We start from the raw sequence: 25,225 nt of genomic DNA, 5'->3' as shown, positions 1-25,225 counted from the left end.
AGGCTTTTTAAGAGTGATTTCAGGAAGGTTTAAGATAAGCGGGAGAAGCTTATTCTATAATAAGGCTGTATTTTTCTACCTCACTAGGGTCCATTGAGCGGAGGAGATCAAAGGCCTCCCGGCGAACTGAAATATCTCCTTTGGTGAACATTTTAGTGAGCTCATCACTCTTGGCATCAAAAAAAGCGATAAGTGCAATGGCGCCAGGGTTATATTCTCTAACCTCCTGAAGAGTTTTAAGCCCTTCCAGCACCAGCTTCCTGCTCTCTTCCGGACTTTCGATGAAGGTGTCGAGGGCAAGGCGGTGGTAAGTATACATCATTTCCCTTAAAGGAAGGCCCTGAGGGCTTAACACGTTATTGATGAGGGCTCCCCGGTTACGGCTGGCATTACCACCTGCCGCCGGATCCCAGCCGGGAAGACCTTCCTGCTGTGCTATTTGTGCTATATTCCTGGCCTGTTCAAAAAAAGGTGTTCCTCCTAAAGGAGCAAAAGAATCGAAATCCATCCCCAGCACCATGTAAGCATAAAAACCCAGCATGGAGCTAAGGTTACTGTTAAAGCTGGTAGGACTAAAGTCCAGCGGCTGCGAAGCTACATACTGGAAGTTAAAATCGCGATCGTTAAAGACAAAGGTTGGGGTGATATAGCTGCTCCCGTACACAGGCCGCGCGGCCTGTATATAAAAGGTAGCACTATAATCACCAATCTGGTTCTGTTCGGTAATGGTAATCTGAACGTTGCAGTCAATCTGCTCATTATACCCAAACTCCTCCGGAGTCCAGTCACGCTCATTCAGAAATTCGGTGAATGCCTCTTCCATTTCCCTAAAGATGGTTCTATCGCTCGCCTGCACCTGGGAATCATTAATAGTAACCCTGCAATTCAGCTCCTGAGCCTGAAGGGCTCCGCTTAGCCAGCAAAAAACAGCGATAAAGACGATGGAAAATTTTTTAAGCATTTATTTTTAAGCTAATCTGCGCAATTATATCTTTTGCCAGCTCCTGTTTACTCTTTAAAGGAAACTCCTGCTGACTGCCATCCTTCCCGAACAGCATAATTTTATTGGTATCATGGCCAAAACCGGCCCCCTCGTCATTCAGACTGTTGAGTACAATCATGTCAAGCTGCTTTTTCCTGAGTTTATCCAGGGCATATTGCTGTTCATGCTCTGTTTCGAGGGCAAAGCCTACGGTAAACTGCCCGGCCTTTTTTTCCTTCCCCAGGCTAAGTGCCACATCTACTGTTTTGGTAAGAGGCAGGGCCATTTCAGTTTCTTTTTTCTTAATCTTCTGGCTGCTCACCTGTGCCGGCTTATAGTCTGCCACCGCCGCAGCAAAGATAGCCACATCCTGGCTGGTGAAATGGAGTCGACATTGCTCATACATTTCTTCTGCTGTCCGAACATTTATGCGCCTGATGCGAGGGTGCTGCGTTTGCAAATGAACCGGACCGCATACCAGGGTAATCTCTGCTCCTGCTTCCGCCGCGGCTTCGGCAAGTGCAAAGCCCATTTTACCCGTACTATGGTTGCCAATAAAACGCACAGGGTCAATGTCTTCGTATGTTGGCCCTGCGGTAATCAACACTTTTTTCCCCTGAAAAGTGCCCTTCTGCCCTTCTTCCTCCTGCTGAAAGTGCTTTTCCAGCCGCTGAGCAATTTCTTCCGGTTCGGCAAGCCTTCCCTGTCCCTCCAGTCCGCTTGCCAGCTCGCCCCACTCTGCCGCTATAATAGTATTGCCATAGCTTTGCAGACGCTGCAGGTTATGGCGGGTACTCCCGTGCTGGTACATGTCCAGGTCCATGGCGGGGGCGATAAATACGGGACAGCGGGCCGAAAGATATACCGCGCTCAGCAGGTTATCGCAGAGGCCATTTGCCAGTTTTGCAATGGTATGAGCAGTTGCCGGAGCTATTAAAACCAGGTCGGCCCATAAACCGAGGGCTACATGGTTATTCCATTCTCCGGCACTGTTTTTCACATACTGGTGAAGTACCGGTTTTTTAGAGAGGGTAGCTAAAGTCAGCGGGCTTATAAAATCAATGGCAGAGGTGGTCATTACAACCTGCACCTCTGCCCCTGCTTTTACCAGCAGCCTCACCAGATAGGCTGATTTATAGGCTGCAATACTTCCGCATACTCCCAAGATAATTTTTTTTCCGTGGAGCACGTGGTTTTTCATAAACTTGTATTGAGTAGTGAGTATTGGGTATTGAGACAAAAAACGCTTGCATCATGTACGGCTCTTCCCCTTACGGCAACGGAAAAAGCCGCTCTCCCCTACTGCACAATCCATAAGATTGGTGCCGCTGTATTAAAGCGCGGCCGGAAGATTATTATCTTCATCCTCCGCCTTGCGGAACATTACCTTTCCTTCCTGAAATTCTTCAATTGCCAGAATGGTGGGCTTAGGCAGTCTTTCATAATACTTCGAAATCTCGATTTGCTCGCGGTTTTCGAATACCTCTTCCAGATTATCTACTGTAGAGGCAAACTCAGCAAGTTTAGAGCTTAGCTCATCTTTCATCTGAGAAGAAATCTGGCGGGCTCTTTTTGAAATAACTGCGAGTGATTCGTACAGGTTACCGGTTGGTTCGGCAATTTTATCGAGGTCGCGGGTAACGATAGATGCTTTAGGTGTCATATGCTTATGAATTATTCTGTTTACTTTCCTGATTGATATCTGTTATTTTTTCCTGTGCCAGCACATAGGCTTTCTCGGCTTCGCGCCCAAAGGTGCTTTCAGGATAGCGGTCTACGAAATCCTGATAGTGGTCGATCACGTCGTAAAAACGTTCCCGCTGAAGACTTTCAAGGCTGTTTTCGGCCAGCTCATAGGCCACCTTTACTTTAAGGTAGTCTACCTCTTCATTATAGTCAGAGTCCGGAAAATCATTGCCGAAGTTCTCCAGTGCGACCAGGGCAGCTTTGAAACGTCCTGTTTCGGCATAAAGTTTCGCATTTTCATATGCCTTACGCTCTAACTTTGCCTGCAGCTGGTCCAGAATTTCGGTGGCTCGCTCCTTATATTCGCTATAGGCAAAGATGTTGATGAAGTTCTGCATCGCCTGAATAGCCTCAAAGGAGCTGGTCTGGTCAAGATTATAGCGGGGCGACTGAAGGTAAAGCGAATAGCCATGCATGAACAGGGCTTCTTCCGCTAAGGGGCTACGGCCATAGGTATCGTAGAAGAGCTTAAAATAATAACCACTCTCAATGAAAAGATCCTGATGAAAAAGAGCGTAGGCATAATAGAACTGTGCCTCTTCGGCCTTACTGGTTCCTTTTGTCAGTGGCAGCACCTCTTCCAGTAAAATGGCGGCTTTACCATACTCTTCATTTTTATAGTATTCCAGGGCAGCTTCATACTTTTTCTCCCAGTCTCCGCTCCGCTGAATTTTCCGGAACTCGCTGCAGGAAGTTGCCAGCAGTACAAGCAGTGGCAACAATACAAACAATTTTGGCAATTTAATGGTAGCTCGCATAAGCTCGCAAAGATAATCAATTAAAAGTAATACACAATTTTTAGGTCTTCCGGCTTTATTCGCCCCTGTCCTTCTTTTTGTTCTTTTTTTGAACTGGCAGCTCTTTTCCTGGCAGCAGCTCTCCTTTCGGCAGCACTTCCACCGCAGGCGCCTCTTCTGTAGCCGATTCCGGGGAATCTGCTTTTTCCTCCAGCCTGAGTACGGCGGGACGGGTAGGTCGCTCCTCGGCCCGCCAGCTAAAGCCGGTCAGCCGCTTATCTGGCTCCTGCAGCTCATGGGGCGGCACAAATTTTCCTTCCGGATTAGTATAAAATTTAATGTGGTCCAGCTCCCCTTCCAGGAACTCCATCTGCATACTGCCTGAGGTAATGCGGTTCATTCCTACCAGCACATCCTCCTCTTCTTCCAGCACAAAATAAATGCTTTCGCCATTGCCGTTCACATCAATTCTACTGAGTTCACTATCCTTGAAAAAAGCAGCTAACTGGCGCCCCTTTACCTGGTTAAAGTTTTCGAGGCTATCCTGCGTAATGACAAAGGCATTGGAGTGGAGTTTCAACTGGTCAATTTTCTTCTCTACCATCAGCACACTAATGGTATCGCCACTCAGCTGGCTCCTGTCATTCCAGAGCACCGGATCCTGGTAAAAAAAGATGGTGGAGTCGGCAAAGTAATAGACCAGCGAGTCGGCAATCCCCTGAAGGTCTTCTTTATAGATTTTTACATCATGGAAAGCCAGGAGTCTTTTATCGGCATCTTTCTGCGAATCGATTGACACCAGCGTATCGGCGGAAAGGTAAAGGGTATCTCCTTCTATGGGTCTTCGCATCACCGGGTTTCCAAAAATATGGGTAAGGCCGGTCTTTTTATTATATACCGATCGCTCTCCGGTAATGACTACCTCGTCGGTTTTGGAGGTCATTACCACATTTCCTGTAGCGGTAGAAACATCGTTGAGCTGGTCGTAATTCAGCTGATTGCCCGTAATTATATAATCTTCGTTTTCGATGGTACCGTTAAAAATAGTAGTTGATTCGGAATTGGTGTTGCGAATCAATCCATTCTCGGCAAAACTTTCGTTTCCGTCTTTATCTGTAATAGTGGTAGGGCCTTTGAAAGTGGCTACCTTTGTTTCTGTATTATAGATAAGGGTATCTGAATTTACCACCCCATCTTTTGTTCGTAATTCCACGCCCCCATAAAAGCGGGCAGTATTATTCTGCTTATCAAATACCCCAAAATCACTCACCAGGGTATTATCACCATCGACCATGCGACCGCCCCCAAAGTAGCGGGCAATACCGTCGAACTTATTATAATCTAGGCTGTCGGTATACAATACTGTTTCACCATCGCGGTATACTACCTCTTCTCTCAGTCGGGCAGTGCCTGAGCCTCCACCGTACAACAGGCGCCTGGCGCGGATGTCAATAGAGTCTCCTTCGGTTACGCGAACATCGCCAAAGGCTTCGGCAACACTCGACTCCTTTTGCACGATGGCCGAGTCAGCATAAATAGTGGTTTCTCCCTGTTTAATAATTACATTTCCCACTATATAATCTGTCCGTACTCCGTTCTCCCGCTTCCCTATTTGCTTGTCGGCTTCATAGCGAAGGCGCTTCTGCCCGAAACCATCGACCTGAAACAGCAGTAATAACATTAGAATGAATAATCCGGCATAACCGGCTTCCTTTTTCGTAGGAAAAGACATGCTGCTTTATTTGTTTTGCACAAAACTAACGAAAAAAGAAGCATTACAGTATGGTTGATCAATTTTTAGCCTATATATCTGAAAAAGAACTTTTCACGAAGAAAGACAAAATACTTCTGGCCATCAGCGGCGGTATAGATTCCGTTGTAATGGCCCGCCTTTTTGCCGATGCGGGCTTTACAGTAGGCATTGCCCACTGCAATTTCGAACTCAGAGCAGAGGAATCGGATGAGGATGAGAAGTTTGTACGGAAGCTGGCCCGAAAAATGGGTGCTGAATGTCATGTAAAGCATTTCGATACCGAGCAGTTTGCCGGCGACCATAAAATGTCGATACAAATGGCTGCCCGGGAGCTGCGCTACAACTGGTTCGAAACGCTGGCAGCCACCGAAGGCTACGATTATATAGCCCTTGCCCACCACCAGAACGACCTGCTCGAAACCATGCTGTTAAACCTGAGCCGGGGCACCGGCATTGCCGGCCTGCACGGGATTATTCCGAAGCGGGGTCGCTTTGTGCGCCCCCTCCTCTTTGCCGACAAGGAAATGATTTATGCTTTTGTAACGGAAAAACAGCTCATCTGGCGCGAAGACAGCAGCAATGCCTCTACTAAATATTATCGCAACAAAATCCGGCAGGAGGTGATTCCGCCCCTGCAGGAGCTCAACCCAAACCTGGCACAAACCGTTAGCCAGACGGCAGAAAAAGTCGGGGCTGTGGAGCGCTTCTTTTACCGGCAGGCCGATAAGCTCCGGGAAACGGCGATTCAGCAGCAGGGGCCTGACTGGCTCCTGATTCTTACGCCGCTCGAAGCGACCGAAGAGCCTGTCCTTTTTTTAAGTGAACTGTTAGCGCCCTGGGGCTTCAGCTATGTGCAGGCCAGGAACATATGGCAGGCAAGCCGGCAGGAAGGAACCACCTCCGGCAAAATAATGGATTCGCCCACTCACCGGCTCAACATCGACCGGGCTCAGCTTATCATCAGCCCAAAAAGTTTACAGGAGTATCAAAGCCTTGAGATTCAGGAGGGCGAAACCCCGGTGCAGTATACCGACTGGCAGTTTACGTTTGAGACAAAACCAGCGGAAGGTTACCAGATTAAGCCCGACCGCCTGCTGGCTGCCCTCGATAAAGATAAGCTCAAATACCCGCTAAAATTGCGCAAATGGAAAGCCGGAGACTGGTTTTGTCCTTTGGGAATGAACAAGAAAAAAAAGCTGAGCGATTTTATGATTGACGAAAAAATTCCTTTAAACTTGAAAGAGCGGGTTTTGGTCCTCACCTCCGGAGAGTCCATTGCCTGGATAGTCGGGTACCGCATCGATAACCGCTTTAAACTGACCGACAAAAGCCAGGAGGTAATGGAGGTAAAAGCAGCGCACTTATGAAGAACCCCTTCAAAAAAACCTATTCCGACAAAGAACTGCAGCTTTTTCGCTTTCTGAGCAGAATTAAGCTCTTCGAGCGGCTCACCTACGAAGAGATGGCCCTCTTTACGCCTTATATGTTCAAGCGAACCTATATGCAGGATGAGGTGGTGTTCTTCCGGAATGACCCCAGTCAGGCTATTTACCTCATTAAAAACGGGAGTGTATCGCTGAATATCGATTTGCAGGAAAAAATGGAGGTGCTGGCCATCCTGAATAAAGGGCAGGCTTTTGGCGACAATGCCCTGCTCGAAAATACCCGCCGCATTTACACCTCCATTGTCATTACCGAAAAAGCCGACATATATGTAATTCCTCAGGTGAACGTACTGGATATCTTCGAGAACCACACCAATATAAAGGCGGAAATGCTGAATTCGATGGCGGAGCTATATAACTCCTACACCATGAACCTGTTTAATGCCTACCGCTCCTCCTTTGGCTTCTTTAACCTGGGCGAAGCTTACCTGAACCCAGAGAGGTAAATGGCGCCAAATAAGTATGCCCGCTCTTAAACAATTTGTCGGGCCAGTATATTTTTATGGTGGTGGCGCCCGCCAAAGTTGGCTCCTCCATATTAATTTTTAAATTTGCAGTACTTTATAAACTTTACATACACTCTAAAATTTTTAATATGAAAGTGACCGTAGTAGGAGCTGGTAATGTTGGCGCCACCTGTGCCGATGTGCTGGCTTACCGCGAAATTGCGAATGAAGTAGTTTTAGTGGACATTAAAGAAGGTGTTAGCGAAGGCAAAGCCCTCGACATCTGGCAAAAGGCCCCCATTAACCTGTACGATACCCGTACCATTGGTTCTACCAACGATTACACCAAAACTGCCGGCTCCGATGTGGTAGTAATTACCTCCGGCCTTCCCCGCAAGCCCGGCATGACCCGCGACGACCTTATTGAAACCAATGCCGGTATCGTGAAGAGTGTAACGGAAAACGTTATCAAGCATTCACCTGAAGCCATCATCATCGTAGTGTCTAATCCGCTGGATGTAATGACCTATCAGGCGCACCTGACCTCCAAGCTACCTCGTACCCGCGTTATGGGGATGGCCGGCATTCTCGATACTGCCCGCTACCGCGCTTTCCTTGCCGAAGCACTCAACGTGTCGCCAAAAGATATACAGGCTGTATTAATGGGTGGCCACGGTGATACCATGGTTCCGCTTCCTCGTTATACGACTGTAGGTGGTATCCCTGTAACAGAGCTAATTGAAAAAGATAAACTGACTGCCATTATCGAACGTACCAAAACCGGTGGTGGTGAACTCGTTAAGCTGATGGGTACCTCTGCCTGGTATGCTCCAGGTTCCGCTGCCGCTCAAATGGTAGAGGCCATTGTTCGTGACCAGCGTCGTGTATTCCCTGTTTGTGTACAGCTGGATGGTGAGTATGGCATCAAAAACACTTACCTGGGCGTACCGGTAATTCTGGGTAAAAACGGTATCGAGAAAATAATTGAACTCGACCTGAATGCCGAAGAAAAGAAAGATCTCGAAACCAGCCGTGTGCACGTACAGGAGGTAATGGACGTACTGGACAAAATGGGCAAGTAATCTTGCTGATTTAAAGAAGTGCTCATCTGCTACCGCGAGGCACATCTGTAAACAAAATGGCTGCTATCAATCGATAGCAGCCATTTTGTTTCCCGACCAGCACTTACTCCCCTCCTACCATTTCCTGCAGCGTCCGGGCATTAAAGCCGGCGTAGCCATTCTGGTCGTTGTCAAAATAAATATAGACGTCCTTCCCCTGCGCCTTCCATTCTTTGGCCTGCTGGCTCCACTCCTGCATGGCTTCATCCGAATAGCTTCCGGCATATTTACCTTCCGGTCCGTGCAGGCGCACATACACAAAATCGGCGGTAAGAGGAACGGGCGACTGGTGGTATTCCAGCTCGTAAATACAGAAGGCTACATTGTGCTCCTTCAGCAATTCATACACCCTTTCATCGTACCAGGTATCGTTCCTGAACTCAAAGGTATAGCGGTAACCCTTTGGCAATACCTCCAGAAACTCCCTGAGGCGATCGAGGTTAAGGTTCCAGAAGGGAGGCAGCTGAAAGAGAATAGGTCCAAGGCGGTCTTCCAGAAAGCTGACAGCATGCATAAACTTCTCCAGGGACTGCAGCGGGTCCTTCAGCTTTTTCATATGCGTTATATAGCGGCTGGCTTTTACGGCATATATAAAATCTTCCGGAACGGCCGCACGCCAGGTGGCAAAAGTTTCCGGCGAAGGAAGTTTATAGAAGGAATTGTTGATTTCCACCGTTCTGAATATGCTGAGGTAATAGTTAAACTGTTCCTTCTGTGGAAGTCCAGCAGGATAAAAGTTCCCCTTCCAGTAGGGATAAGACCAGCCGGAAGTACCGACCCGGATACGATGGTTATTCATATTTTCTTCTATGCTCATACTTATCAGGCTTTACTGTATGACCGAAAAACAGACATTTGGTTCCGGATTCAACAGATTCATGGCCTGCTAAGCAGGCCATGTACTCCACACAAAGAGGCTGCCTGGCACTACCTCCTCTATTTTACCGGATGGCGGCTCTTTTTACTCATTAACAGGTTTCTGCTGTAGCAGTTCCTCCATCCATTCCCACACAAACTGCATTACCTCTCTTTTCTCCAGTTCATGATGAGGTTCGTGTCGCACTCCCTTCCAAAGCTTCCACTGTGCATGAGGGGCTTTTTCTGCCAACCTTCTGCTGGCCTCGCAGGAGGTAATCCGGTCTTCGCTGCCATGCATTACCAGCAGGGGCAGCGATAGCTTCTTAGCCTTACGCACTGCACCCATTCCATGCTCATGGACCTGGTAAAACAAGCTGACGGAGATGTATGGATGCACCAATGGATCTTCCTGATAAGCCTTCACCTCCAGGGGATCCTTACTCAGCCATTCGGCATTAATTTTATTCTTTTGGGTAAAGGAAGGGTAAACCTTCTGCATTAGCCGGGATAGCTGTACTACTACAGGAGAAACCGGGATATTCAGGCGAAGCCATGGAGAAGAAAGAACTACGGCCTTTAATGCTTTTTGGACTTCCGGCCTGTCGAGCACAAAATTAGCCGCAATATTACCGCCCATACTATGTCCGTACAGGATAAGGGGCAGCCCGGGGTGCTGACGCTCCGCATACTGAATAAGCTCTGACAGGTCGTTTAAGAGCTGCGGATATAATGCATGGCCTCTTTTACCCGGACTTCTTCCATGTCCGCGAAGGTCGCAGCCATAGAGCGCACAGCCCCTGGACGTAAAGAACCGGGCCAGTTCTTTGTATCTCCCTGTATGCTCACCAAGCCCATGAACCAGCACTATTACGGTTTTTACAGGCACATTTACCGGCTCCCAGCCTAAGCCAAAAAGCCTGACAGGGCCAGAGGCTTTTAATTCGAAAGAAGTTGTTTTCATTAATTTAACAGAGATATATTACGCGACGGCTTCATTAAGCTTTTCTACCAAACAGCACCCTTCTTTACCTGCCCCTCTCACACCAGCACCAAAAGGTATAAAAAAGAAAAGGGCAGTACAAGACTGCCCTTTAAATTCACCTCTTTTCAAAGGTTTTATTCCTGAATAACTTCTCCATCTACAAAGCTGGCTCTTTCCAGATCCAGAACGTTCATGGGGTTTGGCTCAAGGCCGGTCACATTGTTTTGCGTCAGGCGCACCACCTCATCATAAAAGAGCACAATCACCGGTGCTTCTTCCATAATTATCTGGTCCATTTTGTGGTAGAGATCCAGGCGGTTAAAACCTTCTGACTCATAGCGGGCTTTTTCGTATAGTTTGTCAAATTCGCTATTGTTAAAGTGTGTTTTATTAGGCCCTGCCGGAGAAAAGTATTTGCTGTAGAACATGGCAAGGTAGTTTTCCGCATCAGGGTAATCGCCCAGCCATGAACCGCGGAAGAAGTTGGCTCTGCTGTTATCGATCAGCTCCTGGTGAGTAGCCGTCTGGTTAATCTCAATTTCAACCGGAATACCCACGGCACCCCACTGCTTTTGCAGGTATTCTACCATTGGCTTCGACTGTACCGTTGTATTAAGCTTAATCGTAGGGAGCCCTTTACCACCAGGGTAACCGGCTGTTTTCAGCAGCTCTTCGGCTTTAGCCGGATCATAGGTATAGCCTTTTACCGTGTTCTCCTTAAAGTATTTGATGGCAGGAGGAATGATGCCTCCTTTACCTGGCGTACCCAGGTTATTAAACAGGTACTTCAGCATTTCTTCCCTGTTAATGGCGTAGTTCATGGCCTTCCGGAAGTCCTTATTCAGTATTGGGTGGTTTGCTCCTTTATAAACAGAAGGATCGAGCTGAAAGCCTATGTATTCTGTATTTAAATAAGGTACTTTCTGAACAACAAACTTTCCTTTTATCTCTTCTTTAACTGCACCATCTTTATCCAGGATAAGGTCGATGCTGTTCGCTTCAACGCCCGACATAAAGTCAAGTTTTCCCTGCTGAAAGGTCAGCAGCTCCTGGTTACGGTCCTGAATAAAGGAAACCATTACAGCATCCAGGTAAGGCAACTGCTGGCCGTTGGCATCATCTTTCCAGTAGTTAGGGTTTTTTACCATAATAAGGCTGTTGCCTTCATCCCATGATTTGAGCTGGAATGGTCCTGTTCCAACAGGGTGCTTACGAAAGTCTTTTCCCCATTTCTCCACCGCCTCTTTAGGCACTGCAAAAGTGTAGGGCATCGTCAGGATTTCAAGAAAAGGACCAAATGGCTTTTCGAGGCGAAGTACCAGCGTATACTTATCCGTTGCCTCCACCCAATTTTCGGCAAAGCCATCGCCGGCCTCATTTTTCTTTACCTTGTCGTTAAATATCCATGCTCCGGTGCTGGCGGTGGCAGGATCGAGCAATCTTTTAAAGCTGTATTCAAAATCCTCGGCGGTTACTTCGCGGCCTTTCCCTCCTTCAAACACTTCGCTGTCGTGGAAGCGGATACCTTTCTTTAAATTAAAGGTATAAGTACCTCCATCTTCCGAAACTTCCCAGCTGTCCACCATATCGGGAATAGGGTACATATCGGGGCTCAGCTCAAATAAACCGGAATATAAATTAGTAATCGCCCATACATTTGCCTGGTTTCGGGCAAAAGCAGGATCGAGCGAGCTCAGGCCCTCTGCCTGGTTGTACCGAAAAACCTTGGCGTTCCCATCCTCCAGTGCATTGTCAGTGGCAGTACAGCCAGCTGTAATAAGCAATACTGCCATTAAATACGCACAAAATTGTCTTAGCATAATTTTTAAGAATTTTGAATTAAACTTCTATCTTTGTCATCTAACCGGGCATAAAGATTGACCTATTTTTCAAGCTAAACAAGTTGAATTATGCAAATAACTTACTACGGACATTCCTGCTTTTTAATCGAAATAAACGGTAAAAACATCTTATTTGACCCTTTCATTACACCCAATGAATTGGCCAGCGAAATTGATGCAAAAAGCATTAAGGCCGACTATATACTGCTCACCCACGGGCACCAGGATCATATGGCCGATGTAGAGGAAGTTTATAAAAATACCGGGGCAACCCTGGTATCCAGTTTTGAGCTTGTTAGCTGGTTTGGGAATAAAGGAGTAGCCGACGGGCACCCGATGAACCATGGCGGAAAAAAGAAATTCGAATTCGGAACGGTAAAAATGGTGAACGCTATCCACAGCAGCAGCCTGCCGGACGGAACCTATGCCGGAAACCCGGCAGGATTTGTGGTGCAAACCTCTGAAAAAACCTTTTATTTTGCCGGCGATACAGCGCTTACGCTCGACATGCAGCTCATCGGGCAGGAGTTTGATATTGACTTTGCCTTTATGCCTATCGGCGATAATTTCACCATGGACATCCATGATGCCCTGAAGGCGGCAGACTTTGTTAAAACCGATACGATTATCGGTATGCATTATGATACATTTCCTTACATCCGGCTGGACCATGAGGAGGTGAAAAATGTTGCAGCCAATGCGAAAAAAGACCTAAAATTGATGGAAATTGGCCAAACATTAACACTTTGACAACAGAGAATGAGTAAAATTATAGCAATTGCCAACCAAAAGGGAGGCGTTGGAAAAACAACTACAGCCATTAACCTGGCAGCCAGTCTGGCCGCTTTCGAATATAAGACGCTGGTGGTAGATGCGGACCCCCAGGCGAACTCCACTTCTGGTTTGGGTATTGACCCTGCCGAAGTGGAAAACAGTATTTATGAATGTATGGTGGAGGCTGCCAGCCCCAAGGATATAATCCTGGAGACGGATATCAGTTTTCTGCACCTGATGCCTTCGCATATCGACCTGGTGGGGGCCGAAGTGGAAATGGTAAATGTAAGTAATCGTGAAGAGCGGATGCGTGCTGCACTGGCACAAATCAGCGACGATTACGATTTTATAATTATTGACTGCTCTCCTTCTCTGGGCCTTATTACCATAAATGCCCTTACGGCAGCCAATTCAGTAATTATTCCTGTGCAGTGCGAATACTTTGCCCTGGAAGGTCTTGGCAAGCTCCTGAACACAATTAAAATCATCCAGTCCCGTTTAAATCCTGAGCTGGAAATAGAAGGTATACTCTTAACGATGTATGATGTGCGCCTGCGCCTGAGCAACCAGGTAGTGGAAGATGTGCAGACTCACTTTAAGCAGATGGTTTTCCAGACGCTTATACCCCGAAACATTAAGCTGAGCGAGGCTCCCAGCTTTGGCGTACCTGTCATTGCCCACGATGCCGAAAGCAAAGGTGCATTAAGCTACCTGAACCTGGCAAAAGAAATTCTTACCAACAACCAGTTGTCGTCCTAAGCGGCAAAAAGCGTAAAAGAAAAAGAGGAAGAAAGCATGAGCGATAAAGAAGATAAAAACCCTGCACCTAAAAAAAAAGCTCTTGGTAGAGGATTAGGTGCATTATTAACGGACTCCCAGCGTTCTGCCGGTTCTGCCGAAAATAATTTCCGCAAAATTGCCTCTGCCGGTGCCATGGACGAAATCCTGCTCACCGATATAGAAACCAACCCTTACCAGCCCCGCACCCACTTCGACCAGGAAGCACTGGAAGAGCTGGCGGAGTCTATCAAGATACAGGGCATTATTCAACCCATTACCGTTCGTAAGCTTAGCGAGGGCAAATACCAGCTCATTTCCGGGGAGCGCCGCCTCCAGGCCAGTAAGCTGGCCGGTTTGCGCAAAGTGCCTGCCTATGTACGAACAGCCAATGACCAGCAAATGCTGGAAATGGCCCTGATCGAAAACATTCAGCGCGAAAACCTGAATGCCATCGAAATCGCGCTCAGCTATCAGCGGCTCTTAAGTGAATGTGAACTCAAGCAGGAACAGCTGGGCGAGCGGGTAGGAAAAAAACGAACTACCGTTAACAACTACCTTCGCCTCTTAAAGCTTCCGCCAGATATTCAGGTAGCCCTGCGCGATAATAAAATAAGCATGGGCCATGCCCGCGCCATTATTAACATCGACGATCCGGCCCGCCAGCTGTATATCTTCAACAAGATTATGCAGGAAGGCCTCTCGGTACGTAATGTCGAAAAGCTCGTACGCGACCTCACCACCGGCCAGAATCAAACCAAAAAAGAAGCTCCACGGCTTAACCCTGACAAAGAAAGAGAGTACAAGCAACTGCAGTACAAACTCTCCTCCCACTTTGGCACAAAAGTAAATGTGCGGACGGACGAGCAGGATAGAGGAGAAATTAAAATACCTTTTGTATCGACCGAAGACCTGAACCGCATTCTGGAACTCCTGAATATGTAAGCCCTGGCATGAGAAAAGCAGCTTTACGTCTTTGGCTTAGCGGATTTATCGTTCTTTTACCTCTCCTCTTGCAGGCACAGGTTCCCGATCCTTTAGACTCTACTTTGTACGACAATGAACCTCCCCTGCTCGACACTCCAAAGGAGCTGGTAGAAGACCCAGTGGCAATTGTTGACTCCGTATCGCTTATAAAGCCTGGGAAGGCAGCTTTTTATTCAGCCGTACTGCCCGGCCTGGGGCAGGCATATAATAATGCCCACTGGAAGATACCTATTATTTATGCCGGAGGAGCGTTTGTAGTCTATACAGTCAATTTCTACAACCGGCAGTACAGTGTGGCTCTGCGTAACCTGCAGTATATACAGTTTCAGCCAGGAGTAACGGAGGTAAATGGGCGGGATGCCGACTTTTATAACCGGGTGGCCAGTGCCGCACGCCGGCAGCGCGACTATATCATCATCCTCGGCACCCTCTTATATACCCTCAACATTGTCGAAGCCTATGTCGATGCTCATCTCCAGGATTTTAACCTGAGTGAAGATCTCGCCCTCCGCCTGAAGCCCTCTATTTTTGCGGTACCGGCAGGACAAACCGGCGCCGGCATCGCTTTAACTTTACGAGTAAAATGAAAATAGCATTATTAGGATATGGCAAAATGGGTCATATCATCGAGCAGATAGCCATCAAAAGAGGCCACACCATCTCCCATGCCATACATAAAGATAATGCGAATGACCTGGAGCAGGTAACCGCTGCCACTACCGATGTAGCCATCGAATTTAGTGAGCCGGGCGCTGCCTTCAGGAATATTATGCACTGCCTCGAAAATGGGGTGCCTGTGGTATGTGGCACTACCGGCTGGCTCGACAAAAAAGCAACCGTGGAAGCTTATTGCCAGGAGCAAAACGGGGCATTTTTCTATGCTTCCAACTTTAGCCTCGGAGTGAATGTTTTCTTTCGCCTCAACGAATTATTAGCTGAAATGATGGATCGCTTCCCCGAGTTTGAAGTGGATATAGAAGAAATCCACCACATCCATAAAAAGGACGCCCCCAGCGGCACGGCCTTAACCCTTGCCGAAGGAATTATCCGCCACCTCCAGCGGAAAAATAGCTGGGAACTGGATAAGAAAGAAAATGAGGAGGCGGTTACCATTCACTCAAAAAGAGAAGGAGAGGTTCCCGGCACACATACTGTAACCTATCGGTCAGCCGTTGATGACATAGAAATCAAACATACCGCTCATAACAGGCAAGGCTTTGCGCTGGGGGCTGTAAAGGTGGCCGAATGGCTTCCATCACAAAAAGGGGTGAAGAATATGCGCGATTTTCTTAGATTGTAGCCTGCTTCCGCTTTTAAGAGAGATAAAAAACAGAAATGATTACAAAGTTAAAAAAGAAATACACGGACAAAAAAGGCCAGAAGCCGAAGAAGTCCAAATCGCGTGAATGGGCTGATGCCATTTTGTTCGCGGTTATAGCCGCCACCCTTATCCGCTGGCTCTTCCTGGAGGCTTATACCATCCCGACCGGTTCTATGGAACGCTCCCTGCTGGTAGGCGACTTTTTGTTTGTCAGCAAAATGCATTATGGCGCCCGTACGCCCAAAACCCCGCTACAGGTCCCGCTCACTCACCAGAAAATATGGGGCACCGACATTCCCTCTTATGTCGACTGGATTGAGCTGCCACAGTATCGCCTGCCCGGATTGCAGGACGTAGAGCGAAATGATGTGGTGGTTTTTAATGTGCCCATTGAGCTGGAGCACCCCGTCGATCTCCGCACCAACTACATTAAAAGGGCTGTTGCCATCCCGGGCGATGTCATCGAAATCCGCGACCAGCAGGTATATGTAAACGGCGAAGCGCAGTCTTACCCGGAGAGCCTGCAGTTCAGCTACCTGATTCGTACGAAAGACATTCCGAATGATCGTTTCTTTATGCGTTATGAGCTCTACGATGCCAAAGGTTCTCCCGAAGGAATTATCGCCAACCTTACCGAAGAAATGGCCAAAGAAATTGCCACCCTTCCTTTTGTAACCAGTGTGGAGCCCCTGTTACGCGAAGAAGGCTTTAAAGAACCGGGTGTAATGCCGGTAAGCGCGCAGGAGTTCGCCTGGAACATCGATAATTTCGGGCCCCTTACCATTCCTGCCGAGGGCATGACCATTCCGCTGACGCCAGAAAATATTGCCAAATATTACAATACCATTAAATACTACGAAGGCCATGAAGAGGTCGCCCTTGTTGACGGGAAGGTACTCATTGAAGGAGAACCACTGGAAGAATATACCTTTCTGCAGGATTATTACTTTATGATGGGCGACAACCGCCACGACTCCTACGATAGCCGGTTCTGGGGTTTTGTTCCGGAAGACCATATTGTTGGAAAGGCCTTATTCATCTGGATGTCAGTGGACCACTTTAAAGGCTTTGTCGACAAAATTCGCTGGAACAGGATATTTAATGGGATTGACTAGAAATTAATCCTGAGAAACTTTCAGAACAGGTAAGGGATATCTCTGTTAAGATACAAAAGCAGCTGCTTCTCCTAAGGCAGCTGCTTTACTTTTATGCAGGGCTCCCGACTAAAAACCCATGACTAAACTTACCAGTCAATTGGTTTCTTTCCTTTCGATTTCAGGTAATCATTGGCTTTAATAAAATGGTTATTTCCAAAAAAGCCTCTGTTTGCCGCAAATGGTGAGGGATGAGCCGATTTCAGCACCAGGTGTTTTTTGTCATCGATGACAGCGCCTTTCTTTTGTGCATAGGCTCCCCAAAGAATAAAGACGATATTTTCCTTTTCGTCCGAAACCAGCTTAATCACTGCATCTGTAAACTCCTCCCAGCCTTTCTTCTGGTGAGAACCCGGAGTATTCGCCCTTACGGTTAGGGTGGCGTTGAGCAGCAATACCCCCTGGTCGGCCCAGCGCTCCAGGTTTCCTGAGGCAGGAATTGGTTTCCCCAGCTCATCGCTTACTTCTTTGTAAATATTCTGTAAAGAAGGTGGCACGCGCACACCATCGGCTACAGAAAAGGCCATCCCATTCGCCTGCCCGGGATTGTGGTACGGATCCTGCCCGATAATTACGACTTTTACTTCATCGAAAGGGCAATGTTCAAAGGCATTAAAAATCAGCTTCCCCGGCGGATAAACCGTATGGCTGTTATACTCTTTTTTGATAAAATCGACCAGGTCCTTAAAATAAGGCTTCTCAAATTCGGGGGCTAACTTTTCTTTCCAGGAAGACTCAAGTTTTATATCCATGACTTAAATTTTGGTTGATCCGACTGCAGCTAAACAGGGAAAATCATTTTACAAATCCAACCCCGCTATTTATTGAATGTTTTTCTTTCGCCTGCCGGAGGAAGAAAAACGAATAGTAATTATTTTTTTTCCTGTTTTCGAAGGAATCTTTGCCGCGCTTTTAACAGAAATGAAATTTTCCTCGTTATAAAAGATATCCCTCTTTTTAAAAAGAGATTTGTATTTTCCCTGCATTCATTATATTTAACTGTTTTTCAAAAAATCGCTTTTCCGATGGTATCAGAAGTAACCCAGGGTGTAAAGGTAAGTGTGGAAACGGAGTACCAGTCTGAGTATTCCAGTCCAGGCCAGATGCACTATGTTTTTACCTACCGGATTTCGATTGAAAATAACAGCCAGTTTACCGTTCAGCTCCTTCGCCGCCACTGGCACATCCACGATGCCAGTAATATTGTAAGGGAAGTAGAGGGAGAAGGCGTAGTGGGGCAGCAGCCGGTGTTAGAAGCCGGGGAGTCGCACCAGTACGTGAGCGGCTGTAATTTAAAATCTGGCATTGGTAGAATGTACGGCACTTTCCTGATGGAGCGTATTATGGATGGCAAAAAGTTTAAGGTGAAGATACCCGAATTTACCATGGTGGCCCCTTTTCGTTTGAACTAGCCTTGGACATCCAGCAAAAGATTTATCAGGCCGGTGGTTTTCTTAAATACTGGCTCCTTGCGGTGAATGAACATGCCCTCCACCCGCCATTTACCTTTGAGCTCTATACAAAAGTAGTTAAGCCTGATAAGCAGGAGAAAGTTTTCCGGGAGATAGAAGGGCTCCGACAGCAGCTTTTGCACAACCACCAGCTCCTTCAGCTGACAGAACTTGGAGCCGGCTCCGGCATCAGCAAAAAAAACCAGCGCCCGATATCCCATATTGCGCGACACAGCCTTACCACTCCCCGTTTCAGCCGTTTGCTGTTCAGGCTTATCCGACACCTGAAAGCTCAACATATCATTGAACTTGGCACCTCTTTGGGCATTAACAGCCTTTATCTTTCTGCGGCTGTAAAAGAAGGGAATATTCATACACTTGAGGGCTGCCCTCAAACGGCCGCAACTGCCCGTACGGTTTTTGAGCAGTGGCCGCTAAAAAACATTCATTTAAAAGAAGGGAATATTGATGAAAGCCTGCCATCCCTGCTAAAGAACATTCCTCCGGTAGATGCGGCCTATCTTGATGCCAACCATACCTATGAAGCAAGTCTGCGCTATGTGGAGTTGCTCCTCCCCCTCCTGCACGAAAACTCTTTTCTTATTATCGATGATATTTACTGGTCGAAAGGCATGCAACAGGCCTGGCACCAACTACAGCAACACCCGAAAGTGAGCCTGAGCATCGATTTATATGATGCCGGCCTCCTCTTCTTCCGGCCCGGCCTGCAAAAAGCACATTATATACTGGCATTCTGATTCTCGAGCCCCGGGCTCAGGAAGTACGTGCGCTACTTTCTTACCAGCTCTATCCACAGTTCCTTTCCCAGCCTTGGTTTTATGGAACTGGTACAGCTTTCAAACTTATCGAAATAGAAGTAAGCTTCGAAATAGGCCCTGTACTCTTCTCTGCTACCCCCGAATGGGGGCTGGTCATCGTTCAGCTTAGCGTCAAAGAGAAGCCCCACCAGCTTCCCTCCCGGCTTTAATACACCTGCTGCCTGTCTGGCATAGGCAGGACGTTGAGCCGGTTCCAGCGCACAAAAAAAAGTTTGCTCAACCATCAGGTCGAATTTTTCGTTTAGGGTGAAAAAATCCTGTTCCAGCAAATGTGCGGCAGGAAAATCAGGATATCGCTTTTGAAAGTTTGCCAGTGGTACAGGGGAAAAATCAAGCAGGAATACCTCTTTAAATCCATTTTCATGCAGATAAGCAGCCTCATGTCCATTTCCGCCTCCGGGAATAAGGATGCGGGTGTTCTTATCAGGAAGGGAGTCGAAATAAATCTGCAGAGGTGTTGTAATATGGCCGGCATCCCATTGTGTATGACCAAGTTCGTAGCGGTTTGTCCAGTAATTTTTGCCTAAGTCTGTCATAAAATCGTAATTTTTATTGATATTAGATCCTTCAAATAATTTTTCCCCGGACTCAAACAATATTAAACCGAAATTTACTTTTAAAGTTGTAAATCAATTCATTCAAACATGGCAGAAAATACACCAGAAACCAAAGACGCTAACAAGAATAAAAAGACGCTTTTTATTGCCATACTCGCTTTACTATTAATTGTGAACGGTGTAATCTATTATATGGATTACCGGGAAAAGCAGGAATTAGAGGCAGAAATAAACAGTAAGAATACCGAGCTACTCGAAACCTATGATCAGCTCAATGCAATAAGTGCCGAACTTGACGCGAAGATAAAGGAAATTGAAGCATTAGGAGGCGATGTTGCCGAGTTGAAGCAGGCCAAGGCCGAACTGGAGGCAGAGCGCGAGCAGCTTAGGCGTTCGTCCGATATTGCACAACGCCGCTATGCAGAAATTCGTGAGAAAGTAGAAGGCTACGAAACCCTCCTGAAGCAGAAAGACCGGGAACTCGTGCAATTACGTGCGCTCAGCGACTCTCTCTATGCTGAAAACACCAACCTTAAAACTACCCAGAATATTCTTTCCGACTCTATCAGCCAGTTAGCCAAGAAGCGCCGTGAGCTGAATGAGAAGGTGGCCATTGCCTCCCGCCTGAAAGCGGAAAACATCCAGATTATTGCGGTGAACAGACGTGGCAAGGAAAGGGAAGATGAAGAGTACCGCGATCGCCAGATCGAACAGCTGAAAGTAAAATTTAACCTGGCCGATAATCCTGTAGCACCTATCGAAAGTAAAGATATTTTACTGCGTGTTATCGACCCGAATGGCAATGTATTATTTGATGTGGCTACCGGTTCCGGCACTATGATGGTAGACGGACGGGAAGAGTTTTACACCGCGAAACAGGAAATCCTGTTCGACAACACCGGCCAGCAACTCACCTTCCTGTACGAAAAAGGAAGTGATTACGAAGAAGGAATCTATAATGTAGAACTCTATGCCGATGGCTACCAGATAGGTGAAGATACTTTTAAAGTAAAGTAAGCCCTGAAAATACTAAAACAAAAGGCTCTGCAAGTGCGGAGCCTTTTGTTTGCCGGATACTTTGAAAAGTCCGGACAAAGAATTACTTTTGCAGCTTCTATTTAAAGTTCAATAAAATTATTATGCAACTGAAAAATTACGAGACGGTATTCATTTTAACTCCCGTTTTGTCTGAGGCTCAGATGAAGGATACTGTTGAAAAGTTCAAGAACGTTTTAGTCCAGGGTGGCGCGGAAATCGTCAATGAGGAAAATTGGGGCCTGAAAAAACTGGCTTACCCAATTGGCCACAAAACCACTGGCTTCTATAACCTTTTTGAATACCAGGCCGCCCCTGAGCTGATTGCAACCCTCGAAACAGAGTTTCGCCGCGACGAAACTGTGATGCGTTTCTTGACAGTGTCGCTTGACAAACACGCCATTGAATACAACAAGAAGAGAAAAAGAGGGGATTTCAACAAAAAAGATTCCAGAAAAGAAGCTAAGGAGGAGCAAAAATAATGTCACTACAGAACGAACCCATCGTACGTAACGAGAACAAAAAGAAGTATTGCCGCTTCAAGAGAAACGGTATCAAATACATCGACTATAAAGACGCAAACTTTCTGCTGAAGTTTGTAAACGAGCAAGGTAAATTACTTCCTGCCCGTATTACAGGCACCAGCCAGAAGTTCCAGAAGAAAGTCGGACAGGCCGTAAAACGTGCCCGCCACCTGGCCCTGCTTCCTTACGTAACTGATTCTTTAAAATAATTCTTTAGTTACTTTAGTTGCCTACTGTCCGTAAAAGTCTTCTATCTAAGGAGCTTATAAAGCAGAAAAGCAGCTACTAACGATTAAAAACATGCAAGTAATATTAAAATCAGATATTAAAGGGCTTGGCTATAAAAACGACCTGGTAGATGTGAAGCCAGGCTATGGCAGAAACTACCTGATTCCTCAGGGTTTTGCCATGATGGCCACTGAGTCCAATATCAAACAGCGTGACGAAGTAGCTCGTCAGGTTGCACACAAAGCAGAGAAGCAGAAGCAGGACGCTGAAGCACTTGCCAACGCCATCGGCAACCTTAAACTGACCATCCCTGCCAAAGCAGGTGAGAGCGGTAAAATTTTTGGTGCCGTAACGCCTAACCAGATTTCCGATGCCCTTAAAGCCAAAGGACATGATGTAGACCGCAAGCAGATTTCCATCAATGGCGATGTGAAAACCCTGGGCGAGTATACTGCTGAAATCGACCTGCACAAAGAAGTGAAGAAAGAAATTACTTTCGAAGTAGTAGCCGAGTAATCAGCTAACTATTCCATTCAAAGGCGTTCTGTTTCGGCGGAACGCCTTTTTTATTTCCAGCAGATTCCGGATATTCACTTTTAAGCCCTAACCCCTTCTTTTTATGTTCCGCACAGAGCTTCAGCCAGCATCGCCCGACTTCAGAATAGAGGTGGCAGCCCCCCTGCTCACCATTGGCTCCTGCTTTTCCGACCTAATCGGCCAGCGCCTGCAGGAATATAAGTTCCCGGCAATGGTCAATCCTTTTGGCACTATTTTTCACCCGGCTATCGCCTGCCAGCTAATGCAAATGGCACTGGAAGGGCAATGTCCCTCTCCCGATACATTTGTACAACTGGAGGGCCGGTGGGTAAGCCACCTGCTCCACTCCCGCCTCCATGCCCAAAGCCCCGAAGTACTGGGAGAAAAGCTTCAGACTCTTTTTCCTGCGGTAAAAGAGCAGCTCAAAAAAGCAGAAGTGGTCATGCTAACTTCCGGCACAGCTTTTCTTTACATTGAAGAGGCCAATGGACAGGCCGTTGCCAACTGCCATAAACAGCCACAAAAGCTATTTCGCAAGCAGCTAGGTAGCGTAGAAGAAATCACGACCAGTTTCAATGCCTTATTCCAGTTATTAAAAGAAGCTAACCCTTCTGTTAAAATCATTCTTACGGTGAGCCCTGTTCGCCATCTGAAAGATACACTGGAGCTGAATGCAGTCAGTAAATCCATTCTACGACTTGCCGCCCACCAGCTCCAGGAAATGCACCAGGATGTTTACTACTTCCCCAGCTACGAACTTCTGCTCGACGACCTTCGCGACTACCGCTTTTACGGCCGCGACCTTTTACACCCCGGCGAAGAAGCAGAGGAATATATCTGGCAGAAATTTACGGCTACCTACTTCAGTGAAAATGCCCTCCGTTTTATAAAGGAATGGGCGCAAATTCGGCGAGCACTCTCCCACCGGCCTTTTAACCCCTCTTCTGCCGCCCATCAACAATTCTTACAGAAAACAATTGAGAAGCTGAGCCGCTTACCTTATCAAATAGATGTAAGTCAGGAAATTAGCCAGTTAAAAAGTCAACTTCTATGAGCAGCCAGCATACACATACCAACCGCCTTGCCCAGTCCAGCAGCCCTTACCTGCTGCAACACCAGCACAACCCGGTAGACTGGTACCCGTGGGGCGAAGAAGCCCTGGATCGGGCGAAGGAGGAAGATAAACCCATTATCCTCAGCATTGGCTACTCCGCCTGTCATTGGTGCCATGTAATGGAGCGCGAATCTTTCGAAGATGATGAAGTGGCGCGCCTCATGAATGAACACTACATCTGTATAAAGGTAGACCGCGAAGAACGGCCCGATGTAGACCAGATTTACATGGATGCCATACAGGCTATGGGCCTGCAGGGTGGCTGGCCCCTTAACGCCTTTCTGACCCCTCAGCAAAAACCTTTTTACGGCGGCACCTACTTCCCCCGGGAAAGCTGGATGCAGCTGCTCCGCAATGTAGCCCAGGCTTTTAAAAATAACCGTTCCGACCTGGAAGAATCGGCCCATAAATTCACCCAGGCCCTGGCGCTGTCCGATAGCCAGAAGTATGGGCTTGTACCCGGCAATCCGTTTGAAGTAAGCGAGGAGGTACTCAAAAAGCTTTACCAGAAGTTTTCTAAAAGCTTCGACAAAAAGAAGGGAGGACTCAATCGTGCACCCAAATTCCCGATGCCAAGCCACTGGCTCTTCCTCCTTCGCTACCGGGCCGCTACCGGAGAGCAGGAGGCGCTGGAGCAGGCAAAACTCACCCTCACCGAAATGGCCTGGGGCGGCATATATGACCAAATTGGAGGAGGCTTTGCCCGCTACTCGGTCGATGCCGACTGGTTTGCTCCCCACTTCGAAAAAATGCTATACGACAACGGCCAGCTCCTGAGTCTTTATGCTGAAGCTTACACCGCCACAAAAGACCCTCTCTTCAAAAAAGTGGTTTACCAGACCATTGGATGGGCCAGACGGGAAATGCTGAGCCCTGAAGGAGGCTTTTATGCTGCCCTCGACGCCGACAGCGAAGGGGAAGAAGGTAAGTTCTACTGCTGGACAATGGAGGAAGTTGAACAGATTTTAGGCGATGAAGCCGATTTGTTCAGCGATTTCTACAACCTGGAAGAGGGCGGAAACTGGGAGCCGGGCAAAAACATACTCCACCGGCGCGAGAGCCTGCAGTCCTTCGCTCAAAAGTACGAACTGGAAGAAGATACGCTGGAACAGTTAATTGAGGAAGCAGGCCGAAAGCTCTTAAAAGCACGGGAAAAAAGAATTCGCCCTGGCCTTGACGATAAAATCCTCGCCGGCTGGAACGGCTTAATGCTAACAGGACTGGCCGATGCCTATGCAGCTTTCGGAGAGGAGAGCTTTCTGCAGTTAGCCCTTCAAAACGCACAATTTCTCGACCAGCACCTGCAGCAGGAAGAAGGACTGATGCGCAACTTTAAAAACGGCAAGTCCGGCATCCGGGCCTACCTGGATGATTATGCTTTTATCATTCAGGGGTACATCCGTTTATACGAAGTTAGTTTTGACGAAAACTGGCTTTATAAAGCTAAAAAGCTTGTGAAATATTGCCTGCACCATTTCTGGGACGAAGATGAAAAACTCTTCTTCTATACCGACGATAGCAGCGAACAGCTGATTGCCCGAAAGAAGGAAATATTCGACAATGTAATTCCTGCTTCCAATGCGGCCATGGCCACTAACCTTTATCGGCTGGGTCTTTTGCTCGATGTGCAGAAATACCAGAAGATAGCCAAAGAAATGGTGGCTTCCGTCGAGAAGCTGCTCATTGCAGAGCCACAATATTTCACCTACTGGGCGAGCCTCCTTACCCAACTGAGCAAACCTACGGCAGAAATTGCCATCGTGGGTCCGGATTATAAAGCCTTTGCCCAGGCCATTAACCAGCAGCAGTATCACCCGAATAAAGTAATTTGTGCCGCAGAACAGGAAGGGGGTCTTCCCCTGCTCGAAAACCGCCCGGCACAGGAGGGGCGCACCACCATTTATGTCTGCTATAACCAAAGCTGCCAGCGGCCGGTGTTCAGCCCTAAAGAGGCTCTTGAATTGTTGTAGAAATGGACTAACTTTAAGCTTCATGTACTGGATTTGAGACAGGAGA

At 47.3% G+C, this 25,225-nt stretch carries 27 protein-coding genes; 17 read left to right on the top strand and 10 right to left on the bottom strand.

Going from position 1 to position 25,225, the window contains the following annotated elements:
- Positions 1-49: 49 nt before the first annotated feature.
- From porD to F752_RS0115120, 5 genes are all read right to left on the bottom strand, one after another.
- Complete coding sequence (gene porD / locus F752_RS0115140; RefSeq protein WP_017732590.1) at positions 50-961, bottom strand: type IX secretion system protein PorD; 912 nt, start codon at positions 959-961, stop codon at positions 50-52.
- Entirely contained in the window at positions 954-2,183 is a 1,230-nt protein-coding gene (gene coaBC, locus F752_RS0115135) for a bifunctional phosphopantothenoylcysteine decarboxylase/phosphopantothenate--cysteine ligase CoaBC (protein ID WP_017732589.1), read from the bottom strand. The genes porD and coaBC overlap by 8 nt, the downstream gene beginning before the upstream one ends.
- A 132-nt stretch (positions 2,184-2,315) precedes the next feature.
- Entirely contained in the window at positions 2,316-2,645 is a 330-nt protein-coding gene (locus F752_RS0115130; protein WP_017732588.1) for a DNA-directed RNA polymerase subunit omega, read from the bottom strand.
- Positions 2,646-2,649: 4 nt separating this feature from the next.
- Complete coding sequence (locus F752_RS0115125; RefSeq protein WP_040664697.1) at positions 2,650-3,486, bottom strand: outer membrane protein assembly factor BamD; 837 nt, start codon at positions 3,484-3,486, stop codon at positions 2,650-2,652.
- A gap of 55 nt (positions 3,487-3,541) precedes the next feature.
- Positions 3,542-5,197, bottom strand: a complete 1,656-nt coding sequence (locus tag F752_RS0115120; protein ID WP_017732586.1) for an OstA-like protein — start codon at positions 5,195-5,197, stop codon at positions 3,542-3,544.
- Between the two features lie 50 nt (positions 5,198-5,247).
- Between F752_RS0115120 and tilS the strand changes: the two genes are divergently transcribed.
- The 3 genes from tilS (at position 5,248) to mdh (ending at position 8,191) form a co-directional block, all read left to right on the top strand.
- Positions 5,248-6,585, top strand: a complete 1,338-nt coding sequence (gene tilS / locus F752_RS0115115; protein ID WP_017732585.1) for a tRNA lysidine(34) synthetase TilS — start codon at positions 5,248-5,250, stop codon at positions 6,583-6,585.
- Positions 6,582-7,109, top strand: coding sequence for a cyclic nucleotide-binding domain-containing protein (locus F752_RS0115110; protein WP_017732584.1), 528 nt, complete (start codon positions 6,582-6,584; stop codon positions 7,107-7,109). The genes tilS and F752_RS0115110 overlap by 4 nt, the downstream gene beginning before the upstream one ends.
- Before the next feature lie 149 nt (positions 7,110-7,258).
- A complete protein-coding gene (mdh, locus tag F752_RS0115105; RefSeq protein ID WP_026135771.1) occupies positions 7,259-8,191 on the top strand; it encodes a malate dehydrogenase in 933 nt (310 codons plus the stop codon).
- A gap of 103 nt (positions 8,192-8,294) precedes the next feature.
- On the opposite strand, the gene F752_RS0115100 is transcribed toward mdh, so the two are convergent.
- The 3 genes from F752_RS0115100 to F752_RS0115090 form a co-directional block, all read right to left on the bottom strand.
- Entirely contained in the window at positions 8,295-9,047 is a 753-nt protein-coding gene (locus tag F752_RS0115100; RefSeq protein WP_017732582.1) for a DUF72 domain-containing protein, read from the bottom strand.
- Positions 9,048-9,191: 144 nt separating this feature from the next.
- Entirely contained in the window at positions 9,192-10,049 is an 858-nt protein-coding gene (locus tag F752_RS0115095; protein ID WP_017732581.1) for an alpha/beta hydrolase, read from the bottom strand.
- A gap of 155 nt (positions 10,050-10,204) precedes the next feature.
- Positions 10,205-11,890 (bottom strand): ABC transporter substrate-binding protein, encoded by a 1,686-nt coding sequence (locus tag F752_RS0115090; protein ID WP_026135770.1) that lies wholly within the window; start codon positions 11,888-11,890, stop codon positions 10,205-10,207.
- Between the two features lie 90 nt (positions 11,891-11,980).
- Here F752_RS0115090 and F752_RS0115085 point away from each other — a divergent pair, with 90 nt between their 5' ends.
- The 6 genes from F752_RS0115085 to lepB are packed head-to-tail and all read left to right on the top strand — an operon-like array spanning position 11,981 to position 16,885.
- A complete protein-coding gene (locus F752_RS0115085) occupies positions 11,981-12,661 on the top strand; it encodes a metal-dependent hydrolase (protein WP_017732578.1) in 681 nt (226 codons plus the stop codon).
- A 9-nt stretch (positions 12,662-12,670) separates the two neighbouring features.
- A complete protein-coding gene (locus F752_RS0115080; RefSeq protein ID WP_017732577.1) occupies positions 12,671-13,444 on the top strand; it encodes a ParA family protein in 774 nt (257 codons plus the stop codon).
- Between the two features lie 36 nt (positions 13,445-13,480).
- Positions 13,481-14,407, top strand: coding sequence for a ParB/RepB/Spo0J family partition protein (locus F752_RS0115075; RefSeq protein WP_017732576.1), 927 nt, complete (start codon positions 13,481-13,483; stop codon positions 14,405-14,407).
- 8 nt (positions 14,408-14,415) lie between these two features.
- Positions 14,416-15,036, top strand: coding sequence for a DUF5683 domain-containing protein (locus tag F752_RS24325; RefSeq protein ID WP_017732575.1), 621 nt, complete (start codon positions 14,416-14,418; stop codon positions 15,034-15,036).
- Complete coding sequence (gene dapB, locus F752_RS0115065) at positions 15,033-15,749, top strand: 4-hydroxy-tetrahydrodipicolinate reductase (protein WP_017732574.1); 717 nt, start codon at positions 15,033-15,035, stop codon at positions 15,747-15,749. Before F752_RS24325 ends, dapB begins: the two co-directional genes overlap by 4 nt.
- A 35-nt stretch (positions 15,750-15,784) precedes the next feature.
- Entirely contained in the window at positions 15,785-16,885 is a 1,101-nt protein-coding gene (gene lepB / locus F752_RS0115060; protein ID WP_017732573.1) for a signal peptidase I, read from the top strand.
- A 128-nt stretch (positions 16,886-17,013) separates the two neighbouring features.
- Here lepB and ung read toward each other — a convergent pair whose 3' ends face one another.
- Complete coding sequence (gene ung, locus F752_RS0115055) at positions 17,014-17,676, bottom strand: uracil-DNA glycosylase (RefSeq protein ID WP_017732572.1); 663 nt, start codon at positions 17,674-17,676, stop codon at positions 17,014-17,016.
- Positions 17,677-17,949: 273 nt separating this feature from the next.
- Between ung and apaG the strand changes: the two genes are divergently transcribed.
- Positions 17,950-18,336: a Co2+/Mg2+ efflux protein ApaG gene (gene apaG, locus F752_RS0115045; protein WP_017732570.1), complete on the top strand. Its 387-nt coding sequence runs from the start codon at positions 17,950-17,952 to the stop codon at positions 18,334-18,336.
- Between the two features lie 2 nt (positions 18,337-18,338).
- Positions 18,339-19,133, top strand: coding sequence for an O-methyltransferase (locus tag F752_RS25845; RefSeq protein WP_160164119.1), 795 nt, complete (start codon positions 18,339-18,341; stop codon positions 19,131-19,133).
- Between the two features lie 32 nt (positions 19,134-19,165).
- On the opposite strand, the gene F752_RS0115035 is transcribed toward F752_RS25845, so the two are convergent.
- Positions 19,166-19,750, bottom strand: coding sequence for a methyltransferase domain-containing protein (locus tag F752_RS0115035; RefSeq protein WP_026135767.1), 585 nt, complete (start codon positions 19,748-19,750; stop codon positions 19,166-19,168).
- 108 nt (positions 19,751-19,858) lie between these two features.
- Between F752_RS0115035 and F752_RS0115030 the strand changes: the two genes are divergently transcribed.
- From F752_RS0115030 to F752_RS0115005, 6 genes are all read left to right on the top strand, one after another.
- A complete protein-coding gene (locus F752_RS0115030) occupies positions 19,859-20,788 on the top strand; it encodes a hypothetical protein (RefSeq protein WP_017732566.1) in 930 nt (309 codons plus the stop codon).
- Between the two features lie 122 nt (positions 20,789-20,910).
- Positions 20,911-21,288: a 30S ribosomal protein S6 gene (rpsF, locus tag F752_RS0115025; protein WP_017732565.1), complete on the top strand. Its 378-nt coding sequence runs from the start codon at positions 20,911-20,913 to the stop codon at positions 21,286-21,288.
- Positions 21,288-21,539 (top strand): 30S ribosomal protein S18, encoded by a 252-nt coding sequence (rpsR, locus tag F752_RS0115020; RefSeq protein ID WP_017732564.1) that lies wholly within the window; start codon positions 21,288-21,290, stop codon positions 21,537-21,539. The genes rpsF and rpsR overlap by 1 nt, the downstream gene beginning before the upstream one ends.
- Before the next feature lie 91 nt (positions 21,540-21,630).
- Complete coding sequence (gene rplI / locus F752_RS0115015; RefSeq protein WP_017732563.1) at positions 21,631-22,074, top strand: 50S ribosomal protein L9; 444 nt, start codon at positions 21,631-21,633, stop codon at positions 22,072-22,074.
- A gap of 103 nt (positions 22,075-22,177) precedes the next feature.
- Positions 22,178-23,149 carry a GSCFA domain-containing protein gene (locus tag F752_RS0115010; RefSeq protein WP_017732562.1) on the top strand — a complete coding sequence of 324 codons (972 nt, stop codon included), beginning with the start codon at positions 22,178-22,180 and terminating at the stop codon, positions 23,147-23,149.
- Positions 23,146-25,179: a thioredoxin domain-containing protein gene (locus F752_RS0115005; protein ID WP_017732561.1), complete on the top strand. Its 2,034-nt coding sequence runs from the start codon at positions 23,146-23,148 to the stop codon at positions 25,177-25,179. Before F752_RS0115010 ends, F752_RS0115005 begins: the two co-directional genes overlap by 4 nt.
- Positions 25,180-25,225 lie beyond the last annotated feature (46 nt).

Source organism: Nafulsella turpanensis ZLM-10, from assembly GCF_000346615.1.
GTDB lineage: Bacteria > Bacteroidota > Bacteroidia > Cytophagales > Cyclobacteriaceae > Nafulsella > Nafulsella turpanensis.
Note: the sequence above shows the minus strand (reverse complement) of the source record. Positions and strands in the feature narration are given on the sequence as shown.